The following is a 25,891-nucleotide window of genomic DNA, read 5'->3' on the forward strand; positions in this document are numbered from 1 at the left end:
ACAAATTCCTGCGTCAAATCATGCTTACGATGGAAAGGAGTGAGGCTGTGAACAGAACGTTCTGGCGATTATGGACTGCGTGTACTGCCGGTTTGCTGCTGATGTTCGGGCTTCTGCCCGGATTCAGTCTTGCGGCTGCCGAACCGACACGGTCGGCGATCGAATGGTCCAGGGATTACGGAAGCCAGTCCAGCGGGGAGGGGGTCATCCCTACGTCAGACGGCGGCTATCTAGCCCTGGGCGATATCTATGACTCGTATCAAAAGGCCTATGTCGTAAAGCTGGATGGAGACGGGCAGGTGGAATGGGAACAGAAGCTGGCCTATTATGACTGGGGGTCCAGTACGGCATACCGGGCCATTGAGACAAAGGACGGGGGTTATCTCATCGCGGGGAACACGGCTGAAGAGTTTGAACCGATTCGGCAGCTGTTCCTGATCCGGCTGGATGCATCGGGGAATGTGGTGTGGCAGAAAGTCCTGGACAACCAGGGGTATGATAGTAACCCGAAGTCCATCGTCGAGACGGAGGACGGCAGCTTTTTGATCGCCGGCAGCGGGATCGTCCACTGGGTTGCATATGACAGAGCTTATATCACAAAGATCGATCGAAGCGGGAATACGCTATGGTACAATCAATATAATTTTTCGGGCAGCGACTATTTCACCGATCTGATTCCGGCGAGCGACGGCGGTTACATCGCTGTCGGCCACGCGGGTATGGTGGAATATGAATCGAGAGAGCATGATGCGATGCTGGTGATGAAGATCGATGAACAAGGCAAAGAGGTGTGGTCGAAGCAATCGGTCGAGCCGCGCAGCGGCTGGACAGCTTATTCGGTCATTCCGGCCGAAGACGGAGGCTATATGATTTTGAGCCGTAAATCCGTCAACGGCAACGGCGTGCCGGTTCTTACCAAAGCGGATCTGACCGGACAGGTGCAGTGGGAGAAAACATATCCGGATGGTGCCAATTCCCAGAATTTCAATCGTCTGGTCCAGACGGAAGAGGGCTACGCGATGCTGGGGGAACATGTTACATACTTGGACTGGAGCTCAGAGTGGAAGCACCAATACGGCGTGTTAAGCGTCGATCGGAACGGAGGGTTGATCAGCAGGGAATTGTTCAAAGGGCCGCCGATCTATCGCGTTGGAACACCATCGGGAACTCCTGATGGAGGTTATATATTCCCGGGAACCGTGCAGCGGGGGGACGGAGCGAAATTCCAGCTGATGAAACTTACGCCGCCGGCGGACCAGCCGCCTGCTGAGCGAACGATGACAGGTATCGCGTTTTTGGAAAAGGAAAAGAAATTGAAGACGGGCTCCAGCGTATCTACCGTGCTGCAAGCGGTATATGACGACGGAACCGGCAGCGATTTGTCCAACGCCGCGGTCTACGTTTCGGGCGACGCTGCGATTGCCGAAGTCGACGCATTGGGAAGGATCGCCGGAAAGGAGCCGGGGAACACCTATGTAGAAGCATCTTACGAGGGCTGTACAGCCAGATTGAACGTGACTGTGCTGCCGGAAGATACGGACGAGTATGATCCCCTGAACGGCTATCTCGAGCTGGATTCGTTCCAATACTCGCTTTCAGAAGGTTCGACGCTGGATATCAAGGTCTTTTTGCATGACTATTCAACACAGACGAAATCGGATATTACCAAGCAGGTTCAATTCAGCAGCAGTCATCCGGACATCGCTGAGGTGGACGAGGAAGGAAATCTGATCGGTCATAAGCCGGGATTGACCCAGATCTCTGCCCAATATAGAGGGGGAAGAACTGCTGCCTCGGTCCAGGTCGTCCGCGCCGCTGCTCCAATCGGAAATGACCTTCCGGATCAAGGCGGGACGGATAGCGGGGCGGATCTTGAGAATGCAGTAGAGGAATGACCGGGTAAAGGTCCATCTGTTGAAAACATGGATGAACAAGGCTGGCTCTGAACAGGGTCGGCCTTGTTCTTCTTTTTGGATTCCGGACGCTGCAGGCGTTTCCTTAATGTTCCCTGATTTCCAGGGACCAGGTGTAATTAAGACCATAGACCTGTTTTATACCAACATTTGGAGAATGTTTTTGTGTAAAAAGGGCCATGCGGTTTCTCGATCCTCCTGCCTATAATGAGAGCAAGCGCTAAGCGGGCCGGCGTTCCCCGGTTTCTACAAGCGACTCAGACATCTCAAGGAGGAATGAAATGATTAACATCAAGAAAAGCTTACTCGGATGCCTGCTATTATCCGCTGCCATATCCGCAGCCGTCATCATCCCGACCGGACATGAGGCTCAAGCGGCGTCGGCATCCAGCCAGGTTCAGGCACAGGGCCAGGTCGGCGTTATCCAGGCCTCGGTGAATCTTCGGGACAAGCCTTCCCTGTCCAGCAATGTGCTCGGTTATGTGAAAAAAGGAGAGACCGTGCAGATTTTGGAGAAAAGCACGGCTTATTATTATAAAGTGAAGACTTCGTCGGGCAAGGTTGGTTACGTCAGCACCCGCGAAAAATACATAACCGTTAAGGGCACCGGATCGGTGTCCCAGCCGAGTACCGGATCCTCTGAAACGGCACCGCCCGCCTCTGCGGAAAATACGAATGCCATGATCGAAAAGGTGATCCAGACCGGCATGAAATATCTGGGGACTCCTTACGAGTTTGGCTCTAACCGTAATACGACTTCAACGTTCGACTGTTCGGATTTCACCCGCCAGATCTTCAAAGAGGCTGCCGGCGTCGTGCTCCCGGCGGATTCCAGACAGCAGGGCTCCTGGGTGAAGGAAAACAGAGGAGCCGTATACAACACGGACCAGCTGAAGCGGGGAGACCTCGTATTCTTTATGAGTTACCGCGGATCCAGCGCTTCCGCCTATCAAGGCGTTGATAAGTCCAGCCAGCGGATCACTCATGTGGCGGTATATCTGGGCGACGGCAAGCTGCTGCATACCTACTCCAATCAGGCCGGTGGCGTGACGGTATCGGATTTCAGCAGCTCTTGGAAGCTGAGATTTCTGTATGGAGGCAGCGTTCTGAAATAAAGGCCGCCTAAAATACAAAGGACCGGAGAATTCTCCGGTCCTTTGTTGTCCCCCGCAAAGGCTTCGCTGTACGGAAGATTTGATGATATTCTATGTAGAAGGAACTAAATGACGCCGACACCCGTTAGTAAAACCTTTAGTTCTTTCTAGTGCTGGCATGTTGCTTTTTGGATGTCTTATTTTACGAGAATCCAGGCCGTTCCGAGCCACGTGTAAACTTCCACCCACTCACCGAGGAGCGAACCAACGCGGTTGCCCGTGGTGCTCACCACTTGCGGAGCCAGGACGCTTGCGACTTTACCGCCGGGTTCAAAGTAGAACGGTGTATTTACCGTTAGGACGAGAGGCACTGTAGGCTGCGTTACTTCTTCACCTGCCGAAATGATCGGCTCAGGTACCAGCTTGGTAGGTTCGGCAACGGTCTCCGAAGTACCCGTGACGGAAGTCGTGGACGAAGTGCTGTCCGTTGTCGATGCGCTGTCCGCGAAAGCTGCGGTTCCCATGGAAGCCATTAATCCGAGTGCTGCTGCAATAGTGATAATTTTTTTCATTGACTGTGTTCCTCCTTGGAATAGTATGCTTCTACACTATCCAAATAACCCTCTGACGGACAAATGAACCAAGTTATCTAGTAGATCGTAGAAAAAAAGATTGTTTTAGTTTACCATAAATATGGTAGAAGCGTCAGGGAGGATGGTACCAAAAATCCCGGCTGCCTGTTTTTGAAATAGGCCAAAAATGAAACTTTAGAAATGCGCCGGATGGTGGAGTAAACTTGCCTTTTCTGGCAGAAAGGGGGCGGACATGCGCTTGGGGAAGTTTTTGTTTCGGTTCATTATAACGATCATCATCGTGGTCATTATCGCCGCCGGCGTGCTGATCTGGTACATCGCTCCGGATCGCAAGCTGAATTTGAACTATATGGATCTGAATATCGAGGATAAAGCGATGCAGATGCTGAAGACGAAGAAGCCGGAAATTACGCTGAACAGCGAGGAATTGAATGAGCTGGCCAAGAAGGAGCTCATTAAGCACATGGGCGATATGCCCCCGCAGGTTACCGTGACCGGAGCCGATTTTCAGTTCCATGGGCAGGAGGTTACGGCGGATATTAACGGCAAATGGGAGTTTATTCCCTTTGGTGCCGAGCTGACCTTCACAATGGATGCCGACGGCAGCGTCATTTTGCTGAAGCATGAATCCACGAGGATCAAGTCCATCCGCGTGCCGGCGGAAACCTGGGGGTTCGGAACCCTTTCCGTGCCACTCAAGGAGCACTTGCCGGACATCCTTAGAGTGAACGATGTTCAGTTCCTGGATGACGGCGTCAAGCTGACGTTCAAGCTGAACTGGTTGGATCTGCCTTCGCTCTTCTAATGAAACAAAAGATAGCGGGCATTAAAAAAACCAAGCGCCTTCATCCGAAGGACCGCTTGGTTTTTTTTGCTCATTCTAACCTTTTTCTTATCTCTTTGGGCTTGTTCGTTTTCTTATACCAGCTACCCTTATGCCGTTAAGGCGTTCGGCTGCGGCCGGTAAACAGCGAGATGATAAAGAGAACCAGGAAAATGAAGAACAGCACCTTGGCGATGGTAGCCGCCGCTGATACGATTCCGAAGAACCCGAAGATTCCGGCGACGATCGCAATAATTAAGAAAATAATCGACCATTTCAACATTTTGCTCACCTTTCTTTCCTGTAAAGTTTGGGTGATCAATGACCGGACGTTCGCCGATGAATCAGCGGGTCCCGTTCACCCTCGTAGTCATACTTAACCGGGCCAAAGGGGAATGAAACAAGCTCTGTTTTTGGTAAAAAACGGCGCTGTTTCGTCATTTGGGCGATAGGGTAACTAACGCTTAAGTGAGCCTTACAGGAAGCATGGGAGGCATCTTGCAAGAGACAAGAAAGAGAGGTTATGCACATGATTATGTCGCTTAGTGTCGCGTTAATCGCGGTCGCTTTTGCGGTCCTGGTCGTTTATCTCATTAAAACGCTGCTGGCCGCGAAAAGTTCGCTCGAGAAGACGACGCAAACCCTGCAGGAGGTTCAGTCGACGATCGACGAACTCAGCTATGAGATCAAGCAAATCGTCCGGCACGCCAACGATATTACGGCGGATGTCGAGCATAAGATGAAACAGATTGATCCGGTCATGAATTCGGTGAAAAATTTGGGAGAAGTACTCAGCGAGTTAACCCTGGCCGCGAAGCAGGCTTCCACAACCTTGATTCACAAGTTCAAGCAGCCTAAGCACCAGGTGGAGTCCAGTCCCCGGCGCATGCTTGCTTCCGCGTCGACGCCGGAAGAGCGCACGATCCAATCCTATTCGGCTGTATATGAATCGGGAGCAAAGGCCAAGCCTGCGGCTAACGTGGTGAAATGGATCGACACCGCCGCAACGGTCTGGCAGAGACTGCGCCGGTAGGACCTATGGCTCAGGCTGGATCCATTGACAACAGAAAGGATGAGAATCATGTTGAAAATGATTACGCTGCTGCTTGGAATGCTGTCACCCTTGTCCTTCGTGTCCGGTGCCCAGTCTGATCCGGGCCATACGGCGAATGCCCAGACTGTCCGGCAGGCCGTCCAGCAAACTCCTGATCGCGTTGCCGCGTTTGATACGGTGAATGGGGTTTCCCTGAACGACACCAAACAGGAAGTCCTCGCCCACAAGGGCAAGCCGCTGAAAGTGACCCCTGATCCGTTCACCGGCTGCTCGGCCTACGTCTACCAAGACGCGGCGGTCGTGCTCTGCGACGGCATCGTGGACTACGTTCATGTGGGAGCAGCCGCGGGGAAGATCCAAATCAACGGCTCCTGGATCCCTTTAAGCAAGTTCCAGGTTGCCAATGCTTTGGGACAGCCGCAGTTTCAGGCGGAGGATGGTGACGTATATATTCGCGGACACCATGCCGTCAAGGTTTATATAGATCCGGAAACGGGCAGGCTCGCGGGTGTCGACTTTTTTGACCAAGCGAGTGAATAGCCCGGCGTTTCCTGAAATCGGCGTTTCATCTATACCCGCAGAGGTTAATTAGAAGATGTACGGGATCAACAAAGAATAGGAGAGTGAGAACGATGAACTCATCAACCAATACCAAATCATTTGCGAAAGTTGTGGAGAACGGCGTCCAAGCGGTGGAAGAAGTCAACCAGCTGCGCAGCGCAGGTTACGTGTACGATGATATTTTCGTACTGGCCCATGACGGCGACCGGACCGACCGGATTGCGGATACAGCAGGGGCAAGTGAGGTTGGCATTAAAGAAGAAGGCATGTTTGATGCTCTTGCTAATCTGTTCCGTTCGCGCGGAGACGAGCTCCGGGCCAAAATCACTTCGCTGGGCTTCACGGAGGCCGAGGCTCAATTTTATGAAAAGGAACTGGATCTGGGCAAGGTGCTGGTGGTTGCCAAAAAGGCATGAGACCGGCATTTCCCGCATACAGATGCATGTCAAAAACATAGATAAGGAATGGGATAACGCTTCCCATTCCTTATCTATGTTTTTGGAACAAGTGGCATATCATGCCCTGAGTTCCAATGACTGATAGACCTTAGATGCTGAAAAATTCACACGGTATGGTATATAGTATATAAATAGAGATTTCAACAATTTCATAGGATTGTAAGGAGAGGGTTATGAGAATATTAATTGTTGATGACAATCCGACAAATGTCATAATCATCCGGGAGATTTTAAAGAAAGAAAACTACCGGGATATCGATAAAGCCGCATCGGCAAAAGAAATGTTTGAAATCTTGGGAGCGGATGGCTATGCCAAAGAGGGTCAGCCGAAAGCGTCCAATTTTGACTTGATTCTGCTCGATATGATGATGCCTGAAATGGACGGGATCGAAGCCTGTCAGGTGATCCAGAAAAACGAGCATCTCAGGGATATACCGATCATCATGGTCACCGCGGTGGGGGACTCCAAAAAGTTAGCCGAGGCTCTGGATGCCGGAGCGGTCGACTATGTGACCAAACCGATCAACAAAGTGGAACTGATGGCCCGGATCCGCCTGGCACTCCGGTTAAAACATGAGAAGGACTGGCATAAGGAGCGCGATGAACGAATTCAGGAGGAATTGAGATTGGCCGCGCTTGTTCAGAACGCAGTGCTGAGTCCCGCCATTGAGGACGAGCTGTTTGAGGTCCACGCCATTTATCAGCCTTCCGCCGAGCTTGCCGGTGATCTGTATGCCTGGTATTCCCTCGGCAACGGCCGTTACGGCGTCATTCTATTGGATATGATGGGCCATGGCATCTCGTCGTCCCTGTTTACGATGTTCATCGCGTCGGTCCTGAAGGATACGGTAACAACCTATGTGGAGCCGGAGAAAGTGATCCAGGAGCTGAATCGCCGGTTCAACCAGCTTTACATCGAAAATCAGCTCGTCCAATATTACTTTACGGCGATTTATTTGGTTGTGGATACCTCGATGAAACGGATTGACTACGTCAACGCCGGGCATCCCCCGGCTATATTTTTTCAGCAGAATGGAGACATGCTCCTGCTTGACCGGGCATGCTGCCCGGTCGGCCTGTTCGATAAGATGGACATCGATCCGCAGACCTTGTTTTACGAAGGCGAAGGCCATATTGCGCTGTACACCGACGGTTTGCTGGAGCTGGTCCAAGGCGACCATGACGAACAAGTCGACTTTTTGGTCAGCCACCTGAAGCATTCGCATGAATGGGATGAAGAGAAGATGTACCAGGCATTTTTTGAAGACCACGGAACCCAGGAGCGGGAAGACGATAAATGCCTCGTCTGGATTTCATTAAAAGAGGGAGCGAATGAAGAATGAAACTGAAGACTAAGCTGGTGATCGGCTTCGGTTCGCTCATGTTGATTTTGATTGCTTTGACGGTGGTCGGCTACGACCGCATGAATTATATGAACAAGCAAATGGATCGTATCTATGAGGACCGGTATCTGAAAGTGCGGTATTCCAGCAGTATCCGAAGCGAAGTGAACGACATGTCCAGGCTCGTGATGAGCATGATGCTGAACCACAGCGTAGCGACAGGGGACAGCTCTTCGCAGATCGACGATATGGTCGCCAAAGGCGAACAAAATTTGCAGAAGCTGAATGCGAGCACTACGTCTCCTGAGGAAAAACAAATGCTAAGCCGCGTGCAGAAGGCTTGGTCGGATTACAAGGAATACATCAGCAAGCAAAGCGCCTTGCTGACCAAAGGGATGATGGATGAAGCCAACGCCTACCGGAACGCCAGCGGAACCCCGATTCAGCAGGAAGCGGTAGACAGCATCAACGCACTGGCCGAATATCAAGATCTGCTGGTCGACGAGCAGATCAATGCTGTCAAAGCGGCATACAACCGGTCCGTTCAAATTACGACCGCTATTATGATTGCCGGGCTGCTGCTTGGACTTGCCGTCATTCTGTGGGTGATCTCGACGATCACGAGGGGACTCGGTGTCGTGAACATGATGATCAACAGCTTTGCCAAAGGCCGAATTCAGGCCATCCGCCGGATTAAGGTTACCTCCAGAGATGAAATCGGCCAGGTGGCCCATGTATTCAAGGAAATCGCTGAAGATCTGGAAGAGAAGCAGGAGCTGGAACAGAACTACCTCCAGGCCCAGAAGGACCAGAACTGGCTTAATTCCAATGCTAGCCGGGTCACCGAGCTTCTGCGCGGCATCAATTCCAGCAAGCAGGTGTCCCAAATGTTCATCAGCGAGTTTGCTCCGATCATCGGTGCGGCCTATGGGGCTATATATATTCAGGACGATGATCAAAATCCAAACATGCTGTCTCTCGGCGGAACATACGCCGGCCAGGGGGAACGCTCGGCGAGGGGGAGAATCGAAATCGGAGAAGGCCTGATCGGGCAGAGCGCCCTGGACCGCAAACCGATCGTCACCGAGCTGCCGGAAGACTACCTGTCGGTGGAATCGGCATTTGGCTCGGCGAAGCCGGCTCATCTGCTGATTTATCCTGTCGTGTTTGAAGACGAACTGCTAGGCGTCGTTGAAATGGCGTCGTTCGAGCCGTTCAGCGAGCTGGCCAGACAGCTCTTGTCCCAGCTCACCGCGAGTCTGGGCGTCATTGTTAATAACATTAATCGCCGCGTCCGCGTCGAGGAGCTTCTGCGCGAGTCCCAGGCGCTGACCGAGGAGCTGCAGTGCCAATCCGAGGAGCTGCAGACCCAACAGGAGGAGCTGCGCCGCTCCAACGAAAATCTGGAGGAGCAGACCGAAGCGCTCAAGCGCTCCGAGGATTTGCTTCAGCGCCAGCAGGAGGAGCTCGAGCATTACAATACCGAGCTGATCGGCAAGACGCGCGCGCTGGAAGAGCAGATGCAGCAGCTTGAGGAGAAGAACATCGAGGTTGAGGATGCGAAGGCCAGACTGGAGCAGCAGGCGATGCAGCTGGCGGTGACCAGCAAATACAAGTCGGAGTTCCTGGCGAATATGTCCCACGAGCTCCGCACGCCGCTCAACAGCCTGCTGATCCTGTCGCAGCTCCTGTCCGAGAATAAGGAAGGAAACCTGAGTGATAAGCAGAAGGAATACGCTCATACGATTTACATGTCAGGCGCCGATCTGCTCAAGATGATCGATGAGATTCTGGATTTGTCCAAGGTCGATGCCGGCAAAATGGAGATCAACTCGGAAACGGTGCCGATCGAGGAATGGCAGACTTTTGTCAACCAGAACTTCAAGCCGCTGGCCAATTCCAAACAGGTTGCGCTCCATGTTCACGTGGACAACGATGTGCCGGATTCCGTCGTTACCGACGGATACCGGGTGAAGCAGATCCTCCGCAACCTGTTGTCCAATGCGTTTAAATTCACCAGCCAGGGTTCGGTCGTGTTCACGGTCCGCCGGGCGGATCCGGAAGTCTTGCCGGCTTATCTGGACCCGAGCAAGGAATATATAGCGGCGGCTGTCAAAGATACGGGCATCGGCATACCGAAAGATAAGACCGACCTGATCTTTGAGGCGTTCCAGCAGGTGGACGGTACGACCAGCCGCAAGTATGGCGGTACCGGCCTTGGCCTGTCCATCAGCCGTGAGCTGTCCCGTCTGCTTGGCGGGGGAATCGAGGTCGAATCCGTCGAAGGGCATGGCAGCTGCTTTACGCTGTATCTGCCGGTCACGGAGGAGAAGCCGGAGGCGTCTTCTTCCGTTCAGGACGAGGCCGCCGTTTCCAGCGAGCTGATGCTGCCCGAGCCTGCGCAGAACATGGTGGATGAAGAGGAATCCGCCATCAATGCAGCGGAGCCGCTGGAAGATGACCGGGAGCATATCGCCGATAAAGACAAAGTCCTGCTCATCATTGAGGACGATCGGAAATTTGCCCACATTCTGATGGATATGGCGCGGGGGAGAGGCTTTAAGGCCCTCGTGGCGATGCAGGGCGATGTCGGCCTGCAGATGGTCAAAACGTACTTGCCGGATGCGGTCATCCTGGATATTCAGCTTCCGGTCATGGATGGCTGGGCGATCCTGGGCGAGCTGAAGGGAGACTCGGCAACCCGCCATATCCCGGTCCATATCATTTCGGTATCGGATGAAGTGAAGCAGGGCCTGAAAATGGGGGCTATCGCCTACTTGAAGAAGCCTTCGACCAAATCGTCCCTGGAGCATGCGTTCTCGCGTATTGAATCGTATACCGAGCAGTCGCTGAAGCATCTCCTCATCGTCGAGGATGATGACATCCAGCGCCGTTCGATTATTGAGCTTATAGATCATGATGATGTGGCAATTACCGCCGTGTCCACCGGCAAGGAGGCGCTCAGTGAGCTGCAGAAGAAACGCTATGACAGCATGGTGCTCGACTTGATGCTGAGCGATATGACCGGTTTTGAGCTGCTGGATCAGATCCAGCAGGACGAGAGCCTGGGCTATCTGCCGATCATTGTGTACACCGGCAAGGATCTCGACAGCAAGGAAGAAATGCGCCTGCGCCAATATACCGAGTCCATTATTATCAAGGACGTGAAGTCGCCTGAGCGCCTTCTGGACGAAACGACGTTGTTCCTGCACCGGGTGGAAGCCAACCTGCCTGAGGACAAGCGTCAAATTTTGCAGAAGCTTCATAACAGGGAAGCGCTGTTTGAAGGGAAGAAAATCCTCCTCGTCGACGATGATATCCGGAACGTATTTGCGCTATCGAGCGTTCTGGAGAATTACGGCATGGAGGTGACCTTCGCCGAGAACGGACGCGAGGCGATCGACATCCTGACCGGGGGCCAGCCGTTCGATTTGGTGCTGATGGATATGATGATGCCGGAGATGGACGGCTATGAAGCAATGCGGCAGATTCGCCAGATGCCTCAGTTCCATAAGCTTCCGATGATAGCCTTGACCGCCAAGGCGATGAAAGAAGACCGCTCCAAGTGTATCGAGGCCGGCGCTTCCGATTACGTGAAGAAGCCGATCCAGACGGAACAGTTATTGTCCCTGATGAGGGTTTGGTTGTATTCGTAAGGGCAATAACGGGGTAATAGGTAATAGCATTACATTTTCATCTTTGAAGCAAACGTAAGCAGGAGGAAAGAGAATGGATTTGGGTCATACAGATCAGGACATCCCCGTAAAGGACGAGACGGAGCGGGAAGATATCGAGCTTGAGCTTCTTCTTGAAGGCATTCACCGTTTATATGGTTACGATTTTCGCAATTATGCGATCCCGTCGCTCCGGCGCCGGATATGGCATTTTATACGTGCGGAAAGTTTAAGCAATATTTCCCAGCTTCAGGAGAAGGTGCTGCATCACCGGCCCGTTTTTGAGCGGCTGGTTCATAATCTGTCGATTCCCGTCACAGAGATGTTTCGCGATCCGAATCTCTTTCTGACTTTTCGAAAAAAGATCGTCCCCCTACTGAGAACCTATCCGTATATCCGGATCTGGCATGCAGGCTGCTCCACCGGAGAAGAGGTCTACTCCATGGCGATCCTGCTGCATGAAGAGGGTCTTCTGGAGAAGGCGAGGATTTACGCTACGGATATGAACGACCGTTCCCTGGAGCAGGCGAAGCAGGGGATCTTCGGGATTGAGAAAATGAAGCTGTATACGAAAAATTATATTGAGGCGGGCGGAACCCGATCCTTTTCCGAATATTATACCGCCAAGTATAACTCAGTGATTTTTCAGCCTTTTCTAAGCAAAAATATGATCTTTGCGGAGCATAATCTGGCAACGGATAGCTCCTTTAACGAGTTTAACGTTATATTTTGCCGTAATGTGATGATCTACTTTAACGACACGCTCAGGGATCATGTCCACGGCCTGTTTTATGAAAGTTTAAGCCGCTTCGGAATTCTGGTTCTTGGAGCCAAAGAGTCGATACAGTTTACGGAATACAGTGATTCTTACGAACCGCTGGATCGTGTGGAGAAAATCTACAGGAAGATTAACTAGAAGTGGGAGGATTCCATGGGGTCTCAAGAACCGATTCATATTCTGCTGGTTGATGACCGTCCGGAGAACTTACTCGCCCTGGAAGCAGTGCTGGAGAGTGAGCAATATAATCTTGTGAAGGCGACCTCCGGTGAGGAAGCGCTCCGGTGTCTGCTGAAGGATGAGTTTGCTGTGATAATACTGGATGTTCAAATGCCAGGTATGGACGGGATCGAAACAGCCAAATTGATCAAGGCAAGAGATAAAACTAAGGACATTCCGATCATCTTCATTTCAGCGAACAGTAAAGAAGCCGAGCATTTATTTGCAGGCTATTCCGCCGGTGCGATTGATTATATGGTGAAGCCGTTTATCCCGCAAATCCTGAAGTCCAAAATTGAAGGCTTTGTGGAAATGTACTTGACCAGCAAAAAGCATAAAACCCAGTCCATGCTGCTGCAGCAGAAAACGCAGGAGCTGGAGAAAGCCAATCAGGAGCTCATTAAAGCCAAAGAGGCGGCTGAAATCGCCGCCAAGGCCAAAACCGAATTTTTGGCGATGATGAGCCATGAAATCCGCACGCCGATGAACGGCGTGATCGGTATGGTGGATCTGCTGATGGAAACCGAGCTTAAGGAAGAGCAGCTGGAATATACGGAGATCATCCGCAAAAGCGCCGACGCGCTGGTAACGGTGATCAACGACATCCTCGATTTTACCAAGATGGAATCCGGTAAAATGGAGATGGAGGAGCATCCGTTTGAGTTGCAAAACTGCATCAAGGAAGTATTCAGCCTCTTTTCCATGGAAGCGGCAAAGAAAGACCTGGAGCTGGTGTACTTTATCGATGAAGTGATCCCGCCCATCATTTACGGGGATATGGCCCGCCTCCGTCAGGTGCTGATCAATCTGATCTCCAATGCGGTGAAGTTTACGCATCAGGGCGGTGTCTATCTGATGGTATCACTTCGGGAAAGAGCCGAAGACGGCAGCCTCATGATCGAATTTGCGGTGAAGGATACCGGGATCGGCATTACGCCGGATAAGCAAAATCGCTTGTTCCAGCCGTTCTCCCAGCTGGATTCTTCGATGACCCGAAAATACGGGGGCACGGGGCTGGGACTGGCCATATGCAAATCGCTCGTTGAAATGATGGGCGGCAGCATTTGCGTGGAATCGACCGAGGAGAAAGGGGCCACGTTCATCTTTACGATCCGGACGAGTGAGCCCGAATCCGATGACGGCATGATGGGTATGGGCGACGACCTGCATGTTTCCCTGCCGTCCGCAAAAGACGCAGAACCGCTGATCCTCGTGGTAGACGACCATCCGGTCAACCAGAAGCTGATGGTGAGCATGCTGGGCAAGCTGGGATTGCGAGCGGAGCTGGCCGAGGACGGGCGGCAGGCGGTGGATAAAATCCGCAACAATCCGGTATACCGGCTGATCTTCATGGATCTGCAAATGCCGGTGATGGACGGTTTGGAGGCCACGGCCCTCATCCGCGAGATGCAGCCTCAGGGGTACCGGCCGGTTATCATCGCTATGACCGCCAACGTGATGGAGGGCATCCGAACCCGGTGCAGGGAAGCCGGAATGGATGACTATATCAGCAAGCCGGTCAATATGAAATCGGTAAAGGAGATCCTGATGAAGCATCCGGTGCCTGCACAAAGCCAAGGCCTGCAAACCTCCGATGCCAACTCTATGTGAGGCGTATCCCAAATATTACCAAACACAAGCTTGCGTACAAGCTGATTCAAACAGGGGCCTTTAGGGTTAACTGTTCTTATACAAGAAAAACAAAAAATTCGGGAGAGAATGTCTATGAATACGAATAAGAACGAAAAATTCAATGCAACGACAGAACGTCGTGAAGGATCCTGCACGGTTTACCTGAGCGGGGAGCTGGATTTATCCGTGGCGCCTGACTTCAGGCTTGTCATGGAACCGCTTGTTGGGGATTCCGAAATCGATCTAGTGATTAACCTGAAGGATCTGAAATATATCGATAGCACGGGGATCGGCATTCTATTGTCAATATTGAAGGCTAGACATGGGATGAATGCCCGTTTTGTCGTGGAAGAGGTTCCTTCCCAAATTCAAAGGCTGTTTGACATGACGGGTATTGCGAAGTTTTTTGCCGCCAGTAGGAATTCCCAATAGGAAAGGATCGAAGACAGTATGAATGCTGAAGTTCAAAAAGTCGTGATAACATTACCGGCCAATGCTGATTTTGTAGATATCGTAAGATTGAACTTATATGGAATCGCATCGAAGATGGGATTTTCTTATGAGGACATTGAAGATATGAAGGTAGCCGTATCGGAAGCTTGTAACAACTCCGTTTTGTACGCTTATGGTCAGGAAGGCGGCATGGTGGAAGTAACGTTCGAAATCGGCAGGGACCAATTGTCCATCAAAGTCAAGGACGACGGGGAGAGCTTTGACCGGATGGACCGTACCGAAAACACCGTGACATTGCATGACAAGGACCTTCATGATGTGGAAATCGGGGGACTCGGCTTCTACTTGATGGAGGCGCTGATGGACGATGTGGCGGTAGATAATGAGGCCGGACGCGGCACCCAGGTGGTTATGACCAAACGGCTCATGAGAAGTGAGGAGAAAGTATGAATGATAAGGTGACTCCCCCAGAGTCCATGAGCGAGGCGGTCGGTCTGATCTGGGAATACCAGCAGACGAAAGACAACGATATCGCCACCGTGCTTATCCAAAAATATGAACCGATGGTCAAGATGGCTGCGGGCAAAATCGCCCGAAACCGCCCGGACCTCTATGAAGACTTGTACCAGGTCGGCCAGATGGCCCTGATCCGGCTGCTGCAGCAGTATGACATCAGCTTGGGGATTCCGTTTGAGCCGTATGCCATGAAGAGCATGATCGGGCATATGAAAAACTTTTTGCGGGATAAGTCCTGGTATATTCAGGTTCCAAGAAGGATCAAGGAGAAGGGCGCACTGGTCCAGCAGGCCATTGATGAGTTAACCGTCAAGCTGGAGCGTTCGCCGGACGTCCGCGAAATCGCCGAATTCCTGGATCTGTCGGTGGAAGAAACGGTAGAGGTCCTCGCCGGACGCGAATGCTACCATTATGTTTCACTGGACTCCCCGCTGTCTCAGGAGGAAACGGGCGCAACGCTCGGCGAACTGATCAGCTCGGACGTCAACGACTATGATTCGGTGGAAAAACGGATGGACCTCCAGCAGGCGATGAGCCAGCTGAAGGAACAGGAGCAGAAAGTGCTGCTGCTTGCCTTCCAGGACGGTGAATCCCAGCGCTCGATCGCCCAGAAGCTGGGGGTTTCCCAGATGAGCGTATCGCGGATTCAGAAGCGTGCAACGGAAAAGCTGAAAGAAATCATGTCTAATTCATACCAATGACGGACAAGCTTATGTTAGGTAACGAGTCAACCGGAAGTTCGTAAGGACACGCCAGTTCTCCCTTGAGAATATACGGCGTGTCCTTTTTGGTGAACAGAGTTATGGATGATGAGATAGAGGAGGCGGGTCGTATGGCGGCTGAGGTTTCAAACAATATATTATCCTTTGCGGGCCACTGGACATGGCATGATCTGGTGGTGGAGGACTGGTCATCGGAGGACTTCAGGCAGCTGCAGGAGGCGTGCCCCCTGATCGAGGAGTGGCTGGAAATCATCCCGAATATCGAACAGAACTATATGTCCGTCCGGTTTCCCAACGGCGTGGATGCCGTCATGTTCGGCACGCTGCCCTATTCGGTCAAAGCGGAAGTGGAGGACAGCGGTTACGTTGACCGGGTTCACTTTTACGTCCAGGGCGACAAGCTGATTACGATCAACCTGGATCAGAATACCCGCGAAATCATGGCCACGGAAGAACGTACGGCCATGCTGCATCAATGCCGCAGCGCGGTGGACGGCATGTTTGTGCTGGCCCGGACGATTTTGCACTATTTTCATCTCGGCCTGGATCATTTCGAAGCGAACCTTCGCAAGCTGGAGCATGCGATGGAGATGGATAACCAGCGGTATTTGATGGACAAAATCCTGAACTCGCGGTTTGCGCTGCTGTATTGGAGCAATTTGTTCACTCCGTTTCAGGAACTGGTCGCGGCCGCCAGAGAGGGATATTTGGACAAGCTGGAGAACAGCCGGTCGTTTATGCAGCTGCTGCACCGGATCGAGCGCATGGACCGGGCGTTCCGCCATTATGAAGATGAGATTGATACACTGATATCGATCGATGATGCCATCTCAGCGTTCCGCGGCAACGAAATCATGAAGACGCTGACGATTCTGACGGCGATTTTTACTCCGGCTACGGTAGCAGGCGCAATCTGGGGGATGAACTTCGAGAACCTGCCGGGCATCAAGGTGCCGTGGGGATTCATCGGGATTATGCTGATCACATTCCTGAGCACCGCCATCATGTACCTTTGGATGCACCGAAAGGGATGGACCGGCGATTTGCTCAAGGTTAAATCGAAAAACTCAAAGATCTAGCGGCTCGCCGAATCCTAAAACGGGACCTGGCGAACAAACAATTCATTCCGCCTGACAAATAGATCCCCTGCTAGCAGACAAGTGCTGAGTAAGCGCACGGCGGTATACTTGGAGGGGATGGTTCATTTAACGCCGCTACCAACGTCCGACGACGACGATGATCGCCAGCACGAGAAACGCGATATTGATGCCAATTTCTTTATATTCTTTCCGAAACACATGAAAAGCGGCACCGAGGAGTACAGTCACGGCCAGACCGAGTGCGGCGATAGGCGTCAATACAGGCGCGATCCCCGTGGCCAAAGGCAAAATCACCCCGAGAACACCGGCCCATTCCAACATTCCGATCCCCGAAGCGAGCGGTTTAGGGACGTCTCCTACCCACGGCCAGGCCGTTCTTGCTTTTTCTTGCTGAAACGCCTTCATCCAACCGGAATAGATGAATCCAGCTCCCAAGATTCCTTGCAAAATCCAAAGTACAATGTTCATATCTCACTGCTCCTTATCCTGGCTCTGTTTCGTCTCAAACCATGGATATATAATAGGGAGTAAGGGTGGGAAGATGGAAGTAGGCACTTTAAATAAACGTAGTATCGAAAAATATACCTTAAGCCAATCAAGGGGATGGGAGGATACGGTGAATACTTACTGCAAGTTTGAAACAGCACTGGATATCCTGATCGGGAAATGGAAGCCCGTCATTTTACTCCGTCTGTTGAACCATGGGACGATGCGGTTCAGCGAGCTCCAGAAATCGATCCCGGACATCACGAAGAAAATGCTGACCCAACAGTTAAGGGAGCTGGAGTATCACGATATCGTGCACCGCGAGGTCTACAAGGAAATTCCGCCAAGGGTCGAATACTCCATTACAGACTACGGTCAACGCATGACGCCATTGCTGCAGGCGATGAATGACTGGGGAGTCCAACACATTGCTCACCTGCAGGAGCTTTATGGGGATGAGCAGGCAGAGTGAAGGCTCATTTGCTCCATGCGATGGCCTATTCAAAATCGAATCCGGGCGCATAGCTCGTAGCCGTCTTCGCCGCTGCTGGCCTGGACCAGCGATTTGTCCACTGGAATCCCGGCTTCCTCCATGCGCTCGATAGTAGCCGGCCAGGCTGCGGCGGGCCCGGATCTCGAAGCCGGCCTGCGGAGCGCCCTGATCTGCCTGAAGGCGAGGGAGTCAACCGAGACGAGCGCCTTTCTGGATATCGAGCCGGTCACCCTCGCGGTGAACGAGGAACCGGCACCTTCATAACGCCAGAAACGGATGCCCCGGGATTTCCGGAACCATCCGTTTCTTTGTATGCACGTAAACGATCCGTTACTGCGATTTGTATTGGCTGATATAATCCTGCAGGTTGGCAATGTATTGGCCGATCACCGGCATATCGACAAACAGGCTTAAGACGTATCCGAGCAGGCCAAGCACCACAAAGGTTCCGAGGGATAGGCCAAGCCCGCGAGACAAGCCTGCCGTAAAGTTGGTGATCAGCCGCTTCTTGGTGTTCGTATAGTTCTCGATCATATCCTGAAGCTCGGACCGCTCCAGGGAATCGGCAATTTGATCAAGGCGGTTGTTCAGCCGCTTCACTTCGTGCCGCAGCTCAAAAGGATGTTCATCCACATCATAAGGATTGGCTTTGCTCATCGGTATCCCTTCCTTCTTCACCCGGTATTCCGGCTTTAATGATCACGGACCTGTGCATAAGAAAAACGTCTATCGATATACTTTCAAAGAAAACAGACCGCATCTAAAGGAAGTTTTTCTTGCGATTATAGAATGGTTCAGCTCCGCTGAAAATTTATACATTCCATAATCTTAAAAATAGCCAGCTGATCAGCTGGCTATCGGGTGAATCGGCAGCTTAGTATGAAGTCTTATTAAGCTCCCGGCGGATATCGCTGGATGCGTCGGCTGATTTATCCATGACATCCTTCGAAGCGCTTTTGACATCGTCTGCAACGTTACCGGATTCGCTCTTCATGTCATCCGCCACGTCGGCCGAAGCCTGCTTGACGCTTTCCATAATCGTATTTTTGCTTTCGTTAACGGATTTGGCGAGATCGGTCGTCTTGGACGATACCGTCTTGGCCAGATCCGTTGCCTTTTCCGTCACGACAGAGGCGACTTCCTTCGTCTTGTCGGTAACGACGCTCAGCTTGTCGGAGAGATCCCCGCGCAGCTCGCGTCCGGTCTTGGGCGCAAACAGCAGTGCCGCTGCCGCCCCCAGCAAACCTCCGATAAATATGCCCTTGAAGAACGTGCTTCCGCTTTGAACCGGATATTCCGTCTCTGTTTTATTCATGCCAATCACTCCTTATTTATTGTTGGTTTATATGAATTTAGGTGGTACGCGAGAACAAACGGCTGATCAGGCCAAGGATAAAGACGAAGATCGCCGTCCCGAGAATCGCCGGAATTACGGCGAAGTTACCGATGACAGGACCCCAGTCGCCGAACAGCCAAGCTCCAACCCATGCGCCAACAAAGCCAGCGATCATAGCGCCGATCACGCCTCCAGGCATGTTGTGTCCTGCGATGGCATCACCGATAATCCCGATAATGACGGCCATGACAATACTGATGATAATACCCCACATGACGATCGCCTCCTTTTTATAAGGTTTGATAAAAGTTCCGCTGATTGCGGTCTAACCTGCTGTGACATTGCGTCATTGCGTCGATCTTACTTCGTATATAAACGGGGAGAAATGGTGTGAAACAACAGATGTGAAAAAGGAAGATAATCAGCGAAATATGGAGAATTATTTTGTGAAAGAGGGATATTATTAATGATTTGGTCATTTAGGTGGCTTTACAAATATCGTGGAGTGCACATCTTTTCCAAACCGGAAATAGCCTGTAGACAATCAACTTTATTATGATCTGAATAAGTTGTATCATAGGTAGGCAACAAGAAAAGGAGAGAGGCAGTATGGACGCTTTATTGGTGAAAGAGTATCGGGCCGGAATCGTGGAAAGTACCCATTATGGGCATATATGTATCGTTAATGATCAAGGTGAGGTGTACGCCTCGGCGGGAAATCCCCACTTTGTCACCTTTACGCGTTCAGCGGCCAAACCGCTGCAGGCCATTCCCGGAATCCGGGCGGGGATCGCGGATTATTACGGGCTGACCGAGGAGGAAATCGCCATTATGGCCGCTTCCCATTTGGCAGAACCCCGGCATATCGAAGTGCTGGAGAGCATACAGCGGAAAATCGGGGTGGACGAGGAGCAGATGGTCTGTGCCCCGACATACCCTCTAAGTGAAGACAGCAAAGAGCACACCATTCGCGAACAAGGCCACAAGCGGCGCCTGTACCACAATTGCTCCGGAAAGCATTTGGGGGTGCTGGGCTACAGCCGGATGCGGCATAACCCGGAGGAGACGTATGCCGAACCGGAACATCCCGCGCAGCAGGAAATTCTGGACGTGGTCGCGACGATGAGCGGTATGGAAGCAGAACGGATTGGGCTGGGAACGGACGGCTGCGGCTTTCCGGTATTTGCGCTGCCTTTGTCCTCCATGGCTAACGCTTATGTGAAGCTGGCCTGCCCAGACCTCATTCCGGACGAACCGACGCGGACGGCCGTAAGTTCGATTACAGCGGCTATGAACCATTATCCGGCTATGGTCGGCGGAACCCGCCGGGTGGACACGTTCATTTTGCAGGACCCGAACATTGTCGCCAAAGGCGGCTTCAAAGGCGTGTACTGTTTCGGTCTGAAGAAAGAGCGGCTCGGCATCGCACTAAAAATACTGGACGGATCGGAAGAAGAATGGGGCTGGGTGGTCGAGTCCATTCTTCAGCAGATCGGGTATGATAACCGCCGTCTGTTGGAGGGCCTGCGATCCGAATTTACGAAAGACATATACAATGATGCCGGCCGGAAGGTGGGTCACGCCGAAACCGTATTTACGCTGGAGCGGCCCCGCTAGAGGCATGTGTTGATGGATATATAGAAACAAGTGAATGCCCCCTGGAGGAAACCCTTGGCCCCCCGCTGCGCGCAGCGAGGGGCTTTTCTCATGTCTATCCTATCTTTGACGGCTGAAAGAGGGTGGATTGATTAGCCCCCCGAAGTTGGGGGTAAGAATTACATATTCCAATAACATACGCAGTTCATGGAGGTGGATGGAAATGATTAAAGTAGTGACTTCAGCGGAGCGCCATACGTCGGAACGGGGATGGATCCACAGCGAATTCAGCTTTTCGTTTGCCGATTATGATGATCCGAGCAATGCGCATTTTGGCTGCTTATTGGCCCATAACGACAATCAGCTAAGTCCGAAACAAGGCTTTAAGAAACATCCTCATCATGATTTGGAAATCGTGAGCTACGTCATATCCGGCACGCTTGAGCATAATGACGACATGGGAAATCAGGTTCAGCTGCCGGCAGGGACCGTTCAAGCCATGAGCGCCGGGTCCGGTGTTATGCACTCCGAGACCAATCCGTCGGAAGAGGAGCCGGTCCGCTTTTTGCAAATGTGGTTCCTGCCGTCCACACCGGGACACAGGCCCGCATGGAAAGCGCACCATTTCCCGAGGGAGGACAGGCTCAACAAGCTGGTTCCACTTGTCAGCGGATCGGCGGAGGGATTGCCGAAGTCCCCGGATGCGCTTCAGATTCATGCCGACGTGTCCATCTGTTTTCCGATCCTGGAGACCGGGCAGGAGATCGTGTTCCCGCAGAAAGAAGAACGCAGGACGTTCCTGTTCCTGATTTCGGGCCACCTGGAAATCGGCTGCGACGACGGGACATTCCATCTGGAGCCCGGAGACTCGGCCAGGGTAAAAAAATCATGCGATCTTCATATTAAAGGAACGAGCAGTGAAGGAGAGTCTGAATTTGTACTGGTGGATATACCTTAATTGGCGTCCCTTGACGGAAAAGCCCCCGGATGTTCCGGGAATCGACTGATTTACAGCGGTTCCGGACATCAGGGGGCTTTCGAAATGTATAGGGGAACCTTACGATTTACGCAGGCGTCCCAGCTCCGAGACCAGTGCTTCCACCTCGGATATGCTCAGATTGTCCTTGGACATAACCAGGTCGTAGACGTCCTGGATGTCCTCGTACCGGTCGACGGAGAAGGCCGATGCATTCATAGCTGCGCCGCTGGCCATTCTCAGCTTCGATTTAATGCTTTCAATCATATACTCTATATTTTCAGGTGTCTTTTGGGATAAATCCATGTCAAGCGCCATCCTTTCCTGTGCTTAAGCTTGTGTTCTATTGTAGCATGTCTTAACGTCCGTTACTTTGTTTTTTTCGCCCCATCCAGAAGCTCCCGTTTTCCAACCGGATGATTTTGCAGTAAAATCATTCTATCGACGAAGAATAAGCGAAGCAGGGAGGAGGCCGGACGTGTCATTTCAAGATCCCCATCACATCCGCGGCACCAAGCGCAGCAAGCAGATGAACGCGCAGGGGCTGGCCGCATTTTTCAGGCAGATTCATGAACGCCATCCGCTGGATCAAATCACTTTTGTATGTATCGGCACGGACCGGTCCACGGGGGATGCCCTCGGCCCGCTCACGGGAAGCGAGCTGGTCCTTTGCGGGGTCCCGAATGTCATCGGTACGCTGTCCTCTCCATGCGATGCGCATAATTTGGAATCGGCCATCGCAGAGATTCCGGCGGATCATACCGTCGTGGCGGTGGACGCCTGTCTGGGGCATCCGGCTTCGGTCGGCAGCTATTTACTGTCGGATGAGCCGCTGCTCCCGGCCAGATCGGTGGGCGGTATGCTGCCGGCCGTCGGGCATTACAGCGTGGCAGCGGTCGTCAATGTCAACGGTCCGCGGCCGTATTCGACACTGCAGATGACCTCGCTGTATCAGGTCATGTCGATGGCCGGCCAGATCGCGTCCGCCGCGGCGGAAGGGTTCGGACTCGGCGGGGCGGAGGCAGAGGCCCGTTTCAAGTTATGGCCTTTGGCTTAATAATATACATAATTATAAATATGCTTCATTTCTGCAATCCTATTACGATCACAACCGGTGAAATTCAAGCTGATATAGAAAGAAGGATGTCATCATGGAAAAATTGATTTGTGACGGTCATACCCTTTGTTACACCGATCATGGCCAAGGAGAGCCGATTGTGCTGCTTCACGGCTTCTGCGGAAGCTCCGAATACTGGGACCTTTTGGTTCCGCTGCTGTCGGGCAGCCACCGGTGCATCGCGGTCGATCTTCGCGGCCATGGGCACTCGGATGCCCCGCTCGGCGCCTACTCGCTGGAGCAGATGGCGGATGACGTCCTGAAGCTGCTGGACGAGTTGGATCTGCCGAAGGTGACGCTGCTCGGCCACTCGATGGGCGGGTATGTCACGCTATCCTTCGCGCAGCGTTACGCGTCCAGGCTGAACGGGTTCGGCCTCATCCATTCGACGGGCTATCCGGATACCGAGGAAGGCAAGGAGAAGCGTCTGAAGGCAGTCAGCACAATTCAATCGGAAGGCGTCACCGTTTTTATCGACGGACTGATCCCCGGGCTGTTTGCACCCGATGCAGACCAGACTCATCCCGAGCTGATCCAGCGGGCCAAGGAAATCGGTTATTTGACGCCGCCGCAGGGAGCGGCGGGGGCCGCCCTCGCCATGCGGGAGCGCCCGGACCGGCGGGACGTCATGTCGGCAACGGTGCTGCCGCTGCTGCTGGTCGCCGGAGAATATGACACCGTCGCGCCGCCGGAGAAAGTATTCACGGTGGATAAGCCGAACGTGACCCAAGCCGTGATCAAAGGGGCCGGCCACATGAGCATGATGGAAGCTCCGAAGGAACTGGCGCGGGTAATCCTTCAATATATGCAGCAGACGAAAAACGCATAATCCGTATTACTCGACCGGAAGCCGGACCCAGGCTTCCGGTTTTTCTTTTTCCCGGATCCGGCCTATACCGGCCCTGGGCCGTTCCTTCCCTTTTCCCGGCGGATCCCGCAAGAACTGGCTTTGACCTCCCGAATGCCTTACAATCAAAGGGAAGCTGACAAGCTGATCTGAAGGAAGGACGGAGGACGATCCATGTTCCGCAAAGATTACCTCGTACAGATGGTTGAAGATATGGTCGAAATGGTTGGTAAAGTGTTCGGTTTGAAACAGCAGAAGAAATATGCCGAGGCCCTATGGGAAATCGACGATCTGCTCAGCAAGAACTTCCGCCTCAATACCCGTCTGTTAAATTCCTTATCCGTAGAAGATATTATTGATATGTTTCGCCTGGGCGGCGGCGTGGAGGCCGACAAGCTGCAGACCGTAGCCCGGCTCCTGCAGGAGGAAGGCGGCGTGTACAAAGACATGGGAGAGACGGATGAGGCGCTCAGACGTTACATGAAATCGCTCCACCTCTATATATACGCCGACCAGCACGGGGCCCAGCAATCCATGCTGCAGCTGCGGGACCGTGTGGCGGAGCTGAAGGACGAAGTGAAGGGATACCGTCTTCCGGTCAAGACCGAGAAAATTCTGCTGTCCTACGAGGAGAAGGAAGGCCGGTTCGACGAGGCCGAGAATGTGCTCTTCCGACTGCTCGATCAGCAGGAAATCACCGAAGAAGAAGGCGTTTCCTTCTATGAAAGGCTGCTTGAACGGGATGACGAAGCCCTCGATCAGGGTGGGCTCCCGCGCAGTGAAGTGCTGGAAGGCATGGAGACGCTGCGGCGCAGAATCAATGCGTGAAGCGGGCCTTATCTTAAGTTGAAAGCGAGATGTACTCTCTTGGAAGCATTACGAAAACTGATTCATGACATCATCGGGGAGTCGACTTTGATTACTGCGACGTTAAGCCAGCTTCGCAAACGTGAGGGGATTTCTTTCACCAAAGTTCAGATCAAACCCGTGGAATTAAAGAAAAAAGTGCATTACCAGCTGGCTTATGTTCATCCCAACAAAGTAGTGCATCAGAATCTGACGGCCGCAGAGGCCGAGCAGACGATCCTGGAGCTGTTCGAGCAGACCTTCCGGCAGGCGCTGATCTGCACGCCCGAAGCGGATTACCAGATTCTGATCAGCAAAAAATATAAAGTATCGATCCTGACCAAGTCCCCGACCAAAACGGCGGCGGATCTGGCGCATAACCGCAAGAAGCAGTACGTGCTGGAAGATGGAGAACCCGTCCCCTTCCTGGTCGAGCTTGGCATCATGAACGAGCAGGGCAAGGTGCATGCCCGCAAATACGATAAGTTCAAACAGATCAACCGCTTCCTGGAAATGGTCGAGGACATCCTTCCCTCTCTTCCCGACGGCCGCCCGATTACCATCGTGGATTTTGGCTGCGGCAAATCGTACCTGACCTTCGCCCTCTATCACTATTTGGCGGTCCAGGAGCGAAGGGTGCTGAATGTTGTCGGATTAGATCTGAAGGCGGATGTCATCGAACACTGCAGTATGCTGGCGAAAAAGCTCGAATATCAAAATTTGCGGTTTCTGGTCGGCGACATTGCGGATTATGACGAATTGGACCAGGTTGATATGGTCGTCACGCTGCATGCATGCGACACGGCGACCGATGCCGCGCTCGAAAAGGCGGTCCGCTGGAACGCTGAGGTGATCCTGTCGGTTCCGTGCTGCCAGCATGAGCTGTTCTCCCAGGTGAAGAACGACGCCCTGTCGCCGCTCCTGTCGCACGGCATCCTGAAAGAGCGCTTCTCGGCCCTCGCGACCGATGCCATCCGGGCCAAACTGCTGGACTTGATGGGATATAAGACACAGCTTCTGGAATTCATTGATCTGGAGCATACGCCAAAGAACATTTTGATCCGCGCGGTCAAAGGCAGCAGCGGCAGCCGGGATAAATTGTGGCAGGAGTATACCGCCTTCCGCGATTTGCTCAGCGCTTCTCCTTACTTGGAGAAGGCGTGTGCCGATTTGCTGCCCGAAGGCTCACTCCGGCAGGATCATGAAGAGAATGGCACCCGCCAATCGTAAACAAACATGCAGCGCATCAAATAGGCAGACG

General features: G+C 52.5%; 29 protein-coding genes. 22 read left to right on the plus strand and 7 right to left on the minus strand.

Annotated features, from left to right (window positions below; translation table 11 throughout):
- Window positions 1–47: 47 nt before the first annotated feature.
- Both FHS19_RS32520 and FHS19_RS32525 read left to right on the plus strand, forming a co-directional pair.
- Complete coding sequence (locus FHS19_RS32520; protein WP_183587372.1) at window positions 48–1,895, plus strand: Ig-like domain-containing protein; 1,848 nt, start codon at window positions 48–50, stop codon at window positions 1,893–1,895.
- 299 nt (window positions 1,896–2,194) lie between these two features.
- A complete protein-coding gene (locus FHS19_RS32525; protein ID WP_183587374.1) occupies window positions 2,195–3,028 on the plus strand; it encodes a C40 family peptidase in 834 nt (277 codons plus the stop codon).
- A 176-nt stretch (window positions 3,029–3,204) separates the two neighbouring features.
- On the opposite strand, the gene FHS19_RS32530 is transcribed toward FHS19_RS32525, so the two are convergent.
- A complete protein-coding gene (locus FHS19_RS32530) occupies window positions 3,205–3,579 on the minus strand; it encodes a hypothetical protein (protein WP_183587376.1) in 375 nt (124 codons plus the stop codon).
- Window positions 3,580–3,838: 259 nt separating this feature from the next.
- On the opposite strand from FHS19_RS32530, the gene FHS19_RS32535 reads away from it, so the two are divergent.
- The gene (locus FHS19_RS32535) at window positions 3,839–4,405 is read left to right on the plus strand and encodes a hypothetical protein (protein WP_183587378.1); all 567 of its coding nucleotides are present in this window, start codon (window positions 3,839–3,841) and stop codon (window positions 4,403–4,405) included.
- Window positions 4,406–4,541: 136 nt separating this feature from the next.
- Here FHS19_RS32535 and FHS19_RS32540 read toward each other — a convergent pair whose 3' ends face one another.
- On the minus strand, window positions 4,542–4,706 hold the full coding sequence (locus FHS19_RS32540) for a DUF1328 domain-containing protein (protein ID WP_076176112.1): 165 nt from the start codon (window positions 4,704–4,706) through the stop codon (window positions 4,542–4,544).
- A gap of 246 nt (window positions 4,707–4,952) precedes the next feature.
- Here FHS19_RS32540 and FHS19_RS32545 point away from each other — a divergent pair, with 246 nt between their 5' ends.
- From FHS19_RS32545 to FHS19_RS32595, 11 genes are all read left to right on the plus strand, one after another.
- Window positions 4,953–5,456: a DUF948 domain-containing protein gene (locus FHS19_RS32545; protein ID WP_183587380.1), complete on the plus strand. Its 504-nt coding sequence runs from the start codon at window positions 4,953–4,955 to the stop codon at window positions 5,454–5,456.
- A gap of 48 nt (window positions 5,457–5,504) precedes the next feature.
- The gene (locus FHS19_RS32550; protein ID WP_183587382.1) at window positions 5,505–6,017 is read left to right on the plus strand and encodes a hypothetical protein; all 513 of its coding nucleotides are present in this window, start codon (window positions 5,505–5,507) and stop codon (window positions 6,015–6,017) included.
- A gap of 92 nt (window positions 6,018–6,109) precedes the next feature.
- The gene (locus FHS19_RS32555; protein WP_076176109.1) at window positions 6,110–6,454 is read left to right on the plus strand and encodes a YflT domain-containing protein; all 345 of its coding nucleotides are present in this window, start codon (window positions 6,110–6,112) and stop codon (window positions 6,452–6,454) included.
- A 215-nt stretch (window positions 6,455–6,669) separates the two neighbouring features.
- A complete protein-coding gene (locus tag FHS19_RS32560; RefSeq protein ID WP_183587383.1) occupies window positions 6,670–7,839 on the plus strand; it encodes a PP2C family protein-serine/threonine phosphatase in 1,170 nt (389 codons plus the stop codon).
- Window positions 7,836–11,495 carry a response regulator gene (locus FHS19_RS32565; RefSeq protein ID WP_183587385.1) on the plus strand — a complete coding sequence of 1,220 codons (3,660 nt, stop codon included), beginning with the start codon at window positions 7,836–7,838 and terminating at the stop codon, window positions 11,493–11,495. The genes FHS19_RS32560 and FHS19_RS32565 overlap by 4 nt, the downstream gene beginning before the upstream one ends.
- Window positions 11,496–11,568: 73 nt before the next feature.
- Window positions 11,569–12,429 (plus strand): CheR family methyltransferase, encoded by an 861-nt coding sequence (locus FHS19_RS32570; RefSeq protein WP_183587387.1) that lies wholly within the window; start codon window positions 11,569–11,571, stop codon window positions 12,427–12,429.
- 15 nt (window positions 12,430–12,444) lie between these two features.
- Window positions 12,445–14,121: a hybrid sensor histidine kinase/response regulator gene (locus tag FHS19_RS32575; RefSeq protein ID WP_183587389.1), complete on the plus strand. Its 1,677-nt coding sequence runs from the start codon at window positions 12,445–12,447 to the stop codon at window positions 14,119–14,121.
- A 114-nt stretch (window positions 14,122–14,235) separates the two neighbouring features.
- Complete coding sequence (locus tag FHS19_RS32580; RefSeq protein WP_183587391.1) at window positions 14,236–14,574, plus strand: STAS domain-containing protein; 339 nt, start codon at window positions 14,236–14,238, stop codon at window positions 14,572–14,574.
- Window positions 14,575–14,592: 18 nt separating this feature from the next.
- Window positions 14,593–15,045 carry an anti-sigma B factor RsbW gene (gene rsbW / locus FHS19_RS32585; protein ID WP_183587393.1) on the plus strand — a complete coding sequence of 151 codons (453 nt, stop codon included), beginning with the start codon at window positions 14,593–14,595 and terminating at the stop codon, window positions 15,043–15,045.
- Complete coding sequence (locus tag FHS19_RS32590; RefSeq protein ID WP_076176089.1) at window positions 15,042–15,812, plus strand: sigma-70 family RNA polymerase sigma factor; 771 nt, start codon at window positions 15,042–15,044, stop codon at window positions 15,810–15,812. The genes rsbW and FHS19_RS32590 overlap by 4 nt, the downstream gene beginning before the upstream one ends.
- A gap of 131 nt (window positions 15,813–15,943) precedes the next feature.
- The gene (locus tag FHS19_RS32595; protein ID WP_183587395.1) at window positions 15,944–16,912 is read left to right on the plus strand and encodes a magnesium transporter CorA family protein; all 969 of its coding nucleotides are present in this window, start codon (window positions 15,944–15,946) and stop codon (window positions 16,910–16,912) included.
- A 135-nt stretch (window positions 16,913–17,047) separates the two neighbouring features.
- Here the strand turns inward: FHS19_RS32595 and FHS19_RS32600 are convergent, their stop codons facing one another.
- Window positions 17,048–17,401, minus strand: a complete 354-nt coding sequence (locus tag FHS19_RS32600; protein ID WP_183587397.1) for a DoxX family protein — start codon at window positions 17,399–17,401, stop codon at window positions 17,048–17,050.
- A gap of 148 nt (window positions 17,402–17,549) precedes the next feature.
- Between FHS19_RS32600 and FHS19_RS32605 the strand changes: the two genes are divergently transcribed.
- Together FHS19_RS32605 and FHS19_RS32610 are read left to right on the plus strand one after the other, a co-directional pair.
- Entirely contained in the window at window positions 17,550–17,891 is a 342-nt protein-coding gene (locus FHS19_RS32605) for a winged helix-turn-helix transcriptional regulator (protein ID WP_312887405.1), read from the plus strand.
- 120 nt (window positions 17,892–18,011) lie between these two features.
- A complete protein-coding gene (locus FHS19_RS32610; RefSeq protein ID WP_183587401.1) occupies window positions 18,012–18,176 on the plus strand; it encodes a hypothetical protein in 165 nt (54 codons plus the stop codon).
- 66 nt (window positions 18,177–18,242) lie between these two features.
- Here FHS19_RS32610 and FHS19_RS32615 read toward each other — a convergent pair whose 3' ends face one another.
- The 3 genes from FHS19_RS32615 to FHS19_RS32625 form a co-directional block, all read right to left on the minus strand.
- Window positions 18,243–18,569: a DUF5665 domain-containing protein gene (locus FHS19_RS32615; protein WP_116234417.1), complete on the minus strand. Its 327-nt coding sequence runs from the start codon at window positions 18,567–18,569 to the stop codon at window positions 18,243–18,245.
- A gap of 217 nt (window positions 18,570–18,786) precedes the next feature.
- Window positions 18,787–19,227 carry a YtxH domain-containing protein gene (locus FHS19_RS32620; RefSeq protein WP_183587403.1) on the minus strand — a complete coding sequence of 147 codons (441 nt, stop codon included), beginning with the start codon at window positions 19,225–19,227 and terminating at the stop codon, window positions 18,787–18,789.
- Window positions 19,228–19,264: 37 nt separating this feature from the next.
- A complete protein-coding gene (locus tag FHS19_RS32625) occupies window positions 19,265–19,522 on the minus strand; it encodes a GlsB/YeaQ/YmgE family stress response membrane protein (protein WP_183587405.1) in 258 nt (85 codons plus the stop codon).
- Window positions 19,523–19,857: 335 nt separating this feature from the next.
- Here FHS19_RS32625 and FHS19_RS32630 point away from each other — a divergent pair, with 335 nt between their 5' ends.
- Window positions 19,858–20,865 carry an asparaginase gene (locus FHS19_RS32630; RefSeq protein WP_183587408.1) on the plus strand — a complete coding sequence of 336 codons (1,008 nt, stop codon included), beginning with the start codon at window positions 19,858–19,860 and terminating at the stop codon, window positions 20,863–20,865.
- Window positions 20,866–21,067: 202 nt separating this feature from the next.
- Window positions 21,068–21,802 (plus strand): pirin family protein, encoded by a 735-nt coding sequence (locus tag FHS19_RS32635; protein WP_183587410.1) that lies wholly within the window; start codon window positions 21,068–21,070, stop codon window positions 21,800–21,802.
- A gap of 99 nt (window positions 21,803–21,901) precedes the next feature.
- On the opposite strand, the gene FHS19_RS32640 is transcribed toward FHS19_RS32635, so the two are convergent.
- On the minus strand, window positions 21,902–22,126 hold the full coding sequence (locus tag FHS19_RS32640; protein ID WP_183587412.1) for a DUF1128 domain-containing protein: 225 nt from the start codon (window positions 22,124–22,126) through the stop codon (window positions 21,902–21,904).
- 223 nt (window positions 22,127–22,349) lie between these two features.
- Between FHS19_RS32640 and yyaC the strand changes: the two genes are divergently transcribed.
- The 4 genes from yyaC to FHS19_RS32660 all read left to right on the plus strand — a co-directional run bounded on the left by yyaC (window position 22,350) and on the right by FHS19_RS32660 (window position 25,860).
- Window positions 22,350–22,877: a spore protease YyaC gene (yyaC, locus tag FHS19_RS32645; RefSeq protein ID WP_183587452.1), complete on the plus strand. Its 528-nt coding sequence runs from the start codon at window positions 22,350–22,352 to the stop codon at window positions 22,875–22,877.
- Between the two features lie 94 nt (window positions 22,878–22,971).
- Window positions 22,972–23,766, plus strand: coding sequence for an alpha/beta fold hydrolase (locus FHS19_RS32650; protein WP_183587414.1), 795 nt, complete (start codon window positions 22,972–22,974; stop codon window positions 23,764–23,766).
- A gap of 192 nt (window positions 23,767–23,958) precedes the next feature.
- Window positions 23,959–24,612, plus strand: coding sequence for a DUF6483 family protein (locus FHS19_RS32655; protein WP_183587416.1), 654 nt, complete (start codon window positions 23,959–23,961; stop codon window positions 24,610–24,612).
- A gap of 39 nt (window positions 24,613–24,651) precedes the next feature.
- Window positions 24,652–25,860, plus strand: coding sequence for a class I SAM-dependent methyltransferase (locus FHS19_RS32660; RefSeq protein WP_183587418.1), 1,209 nt, complete (start codon window positions 24,652–24,654; stop codon window positions 25,858–25,860).
- The last annotated feature ends 31 nt before the right edge of the window (window positions 25,861–25,891 follow it).

This window comes from Paenibacillus rhizosphaerae (assembly GCF_014192015.1).
GTDB lineage: Bacteria > Bacillota > Bacilli > Paenibacillales > Paenibacillaceae > Paenibacillus_AQ > Paenibacillus_AQ rhizosphaerae.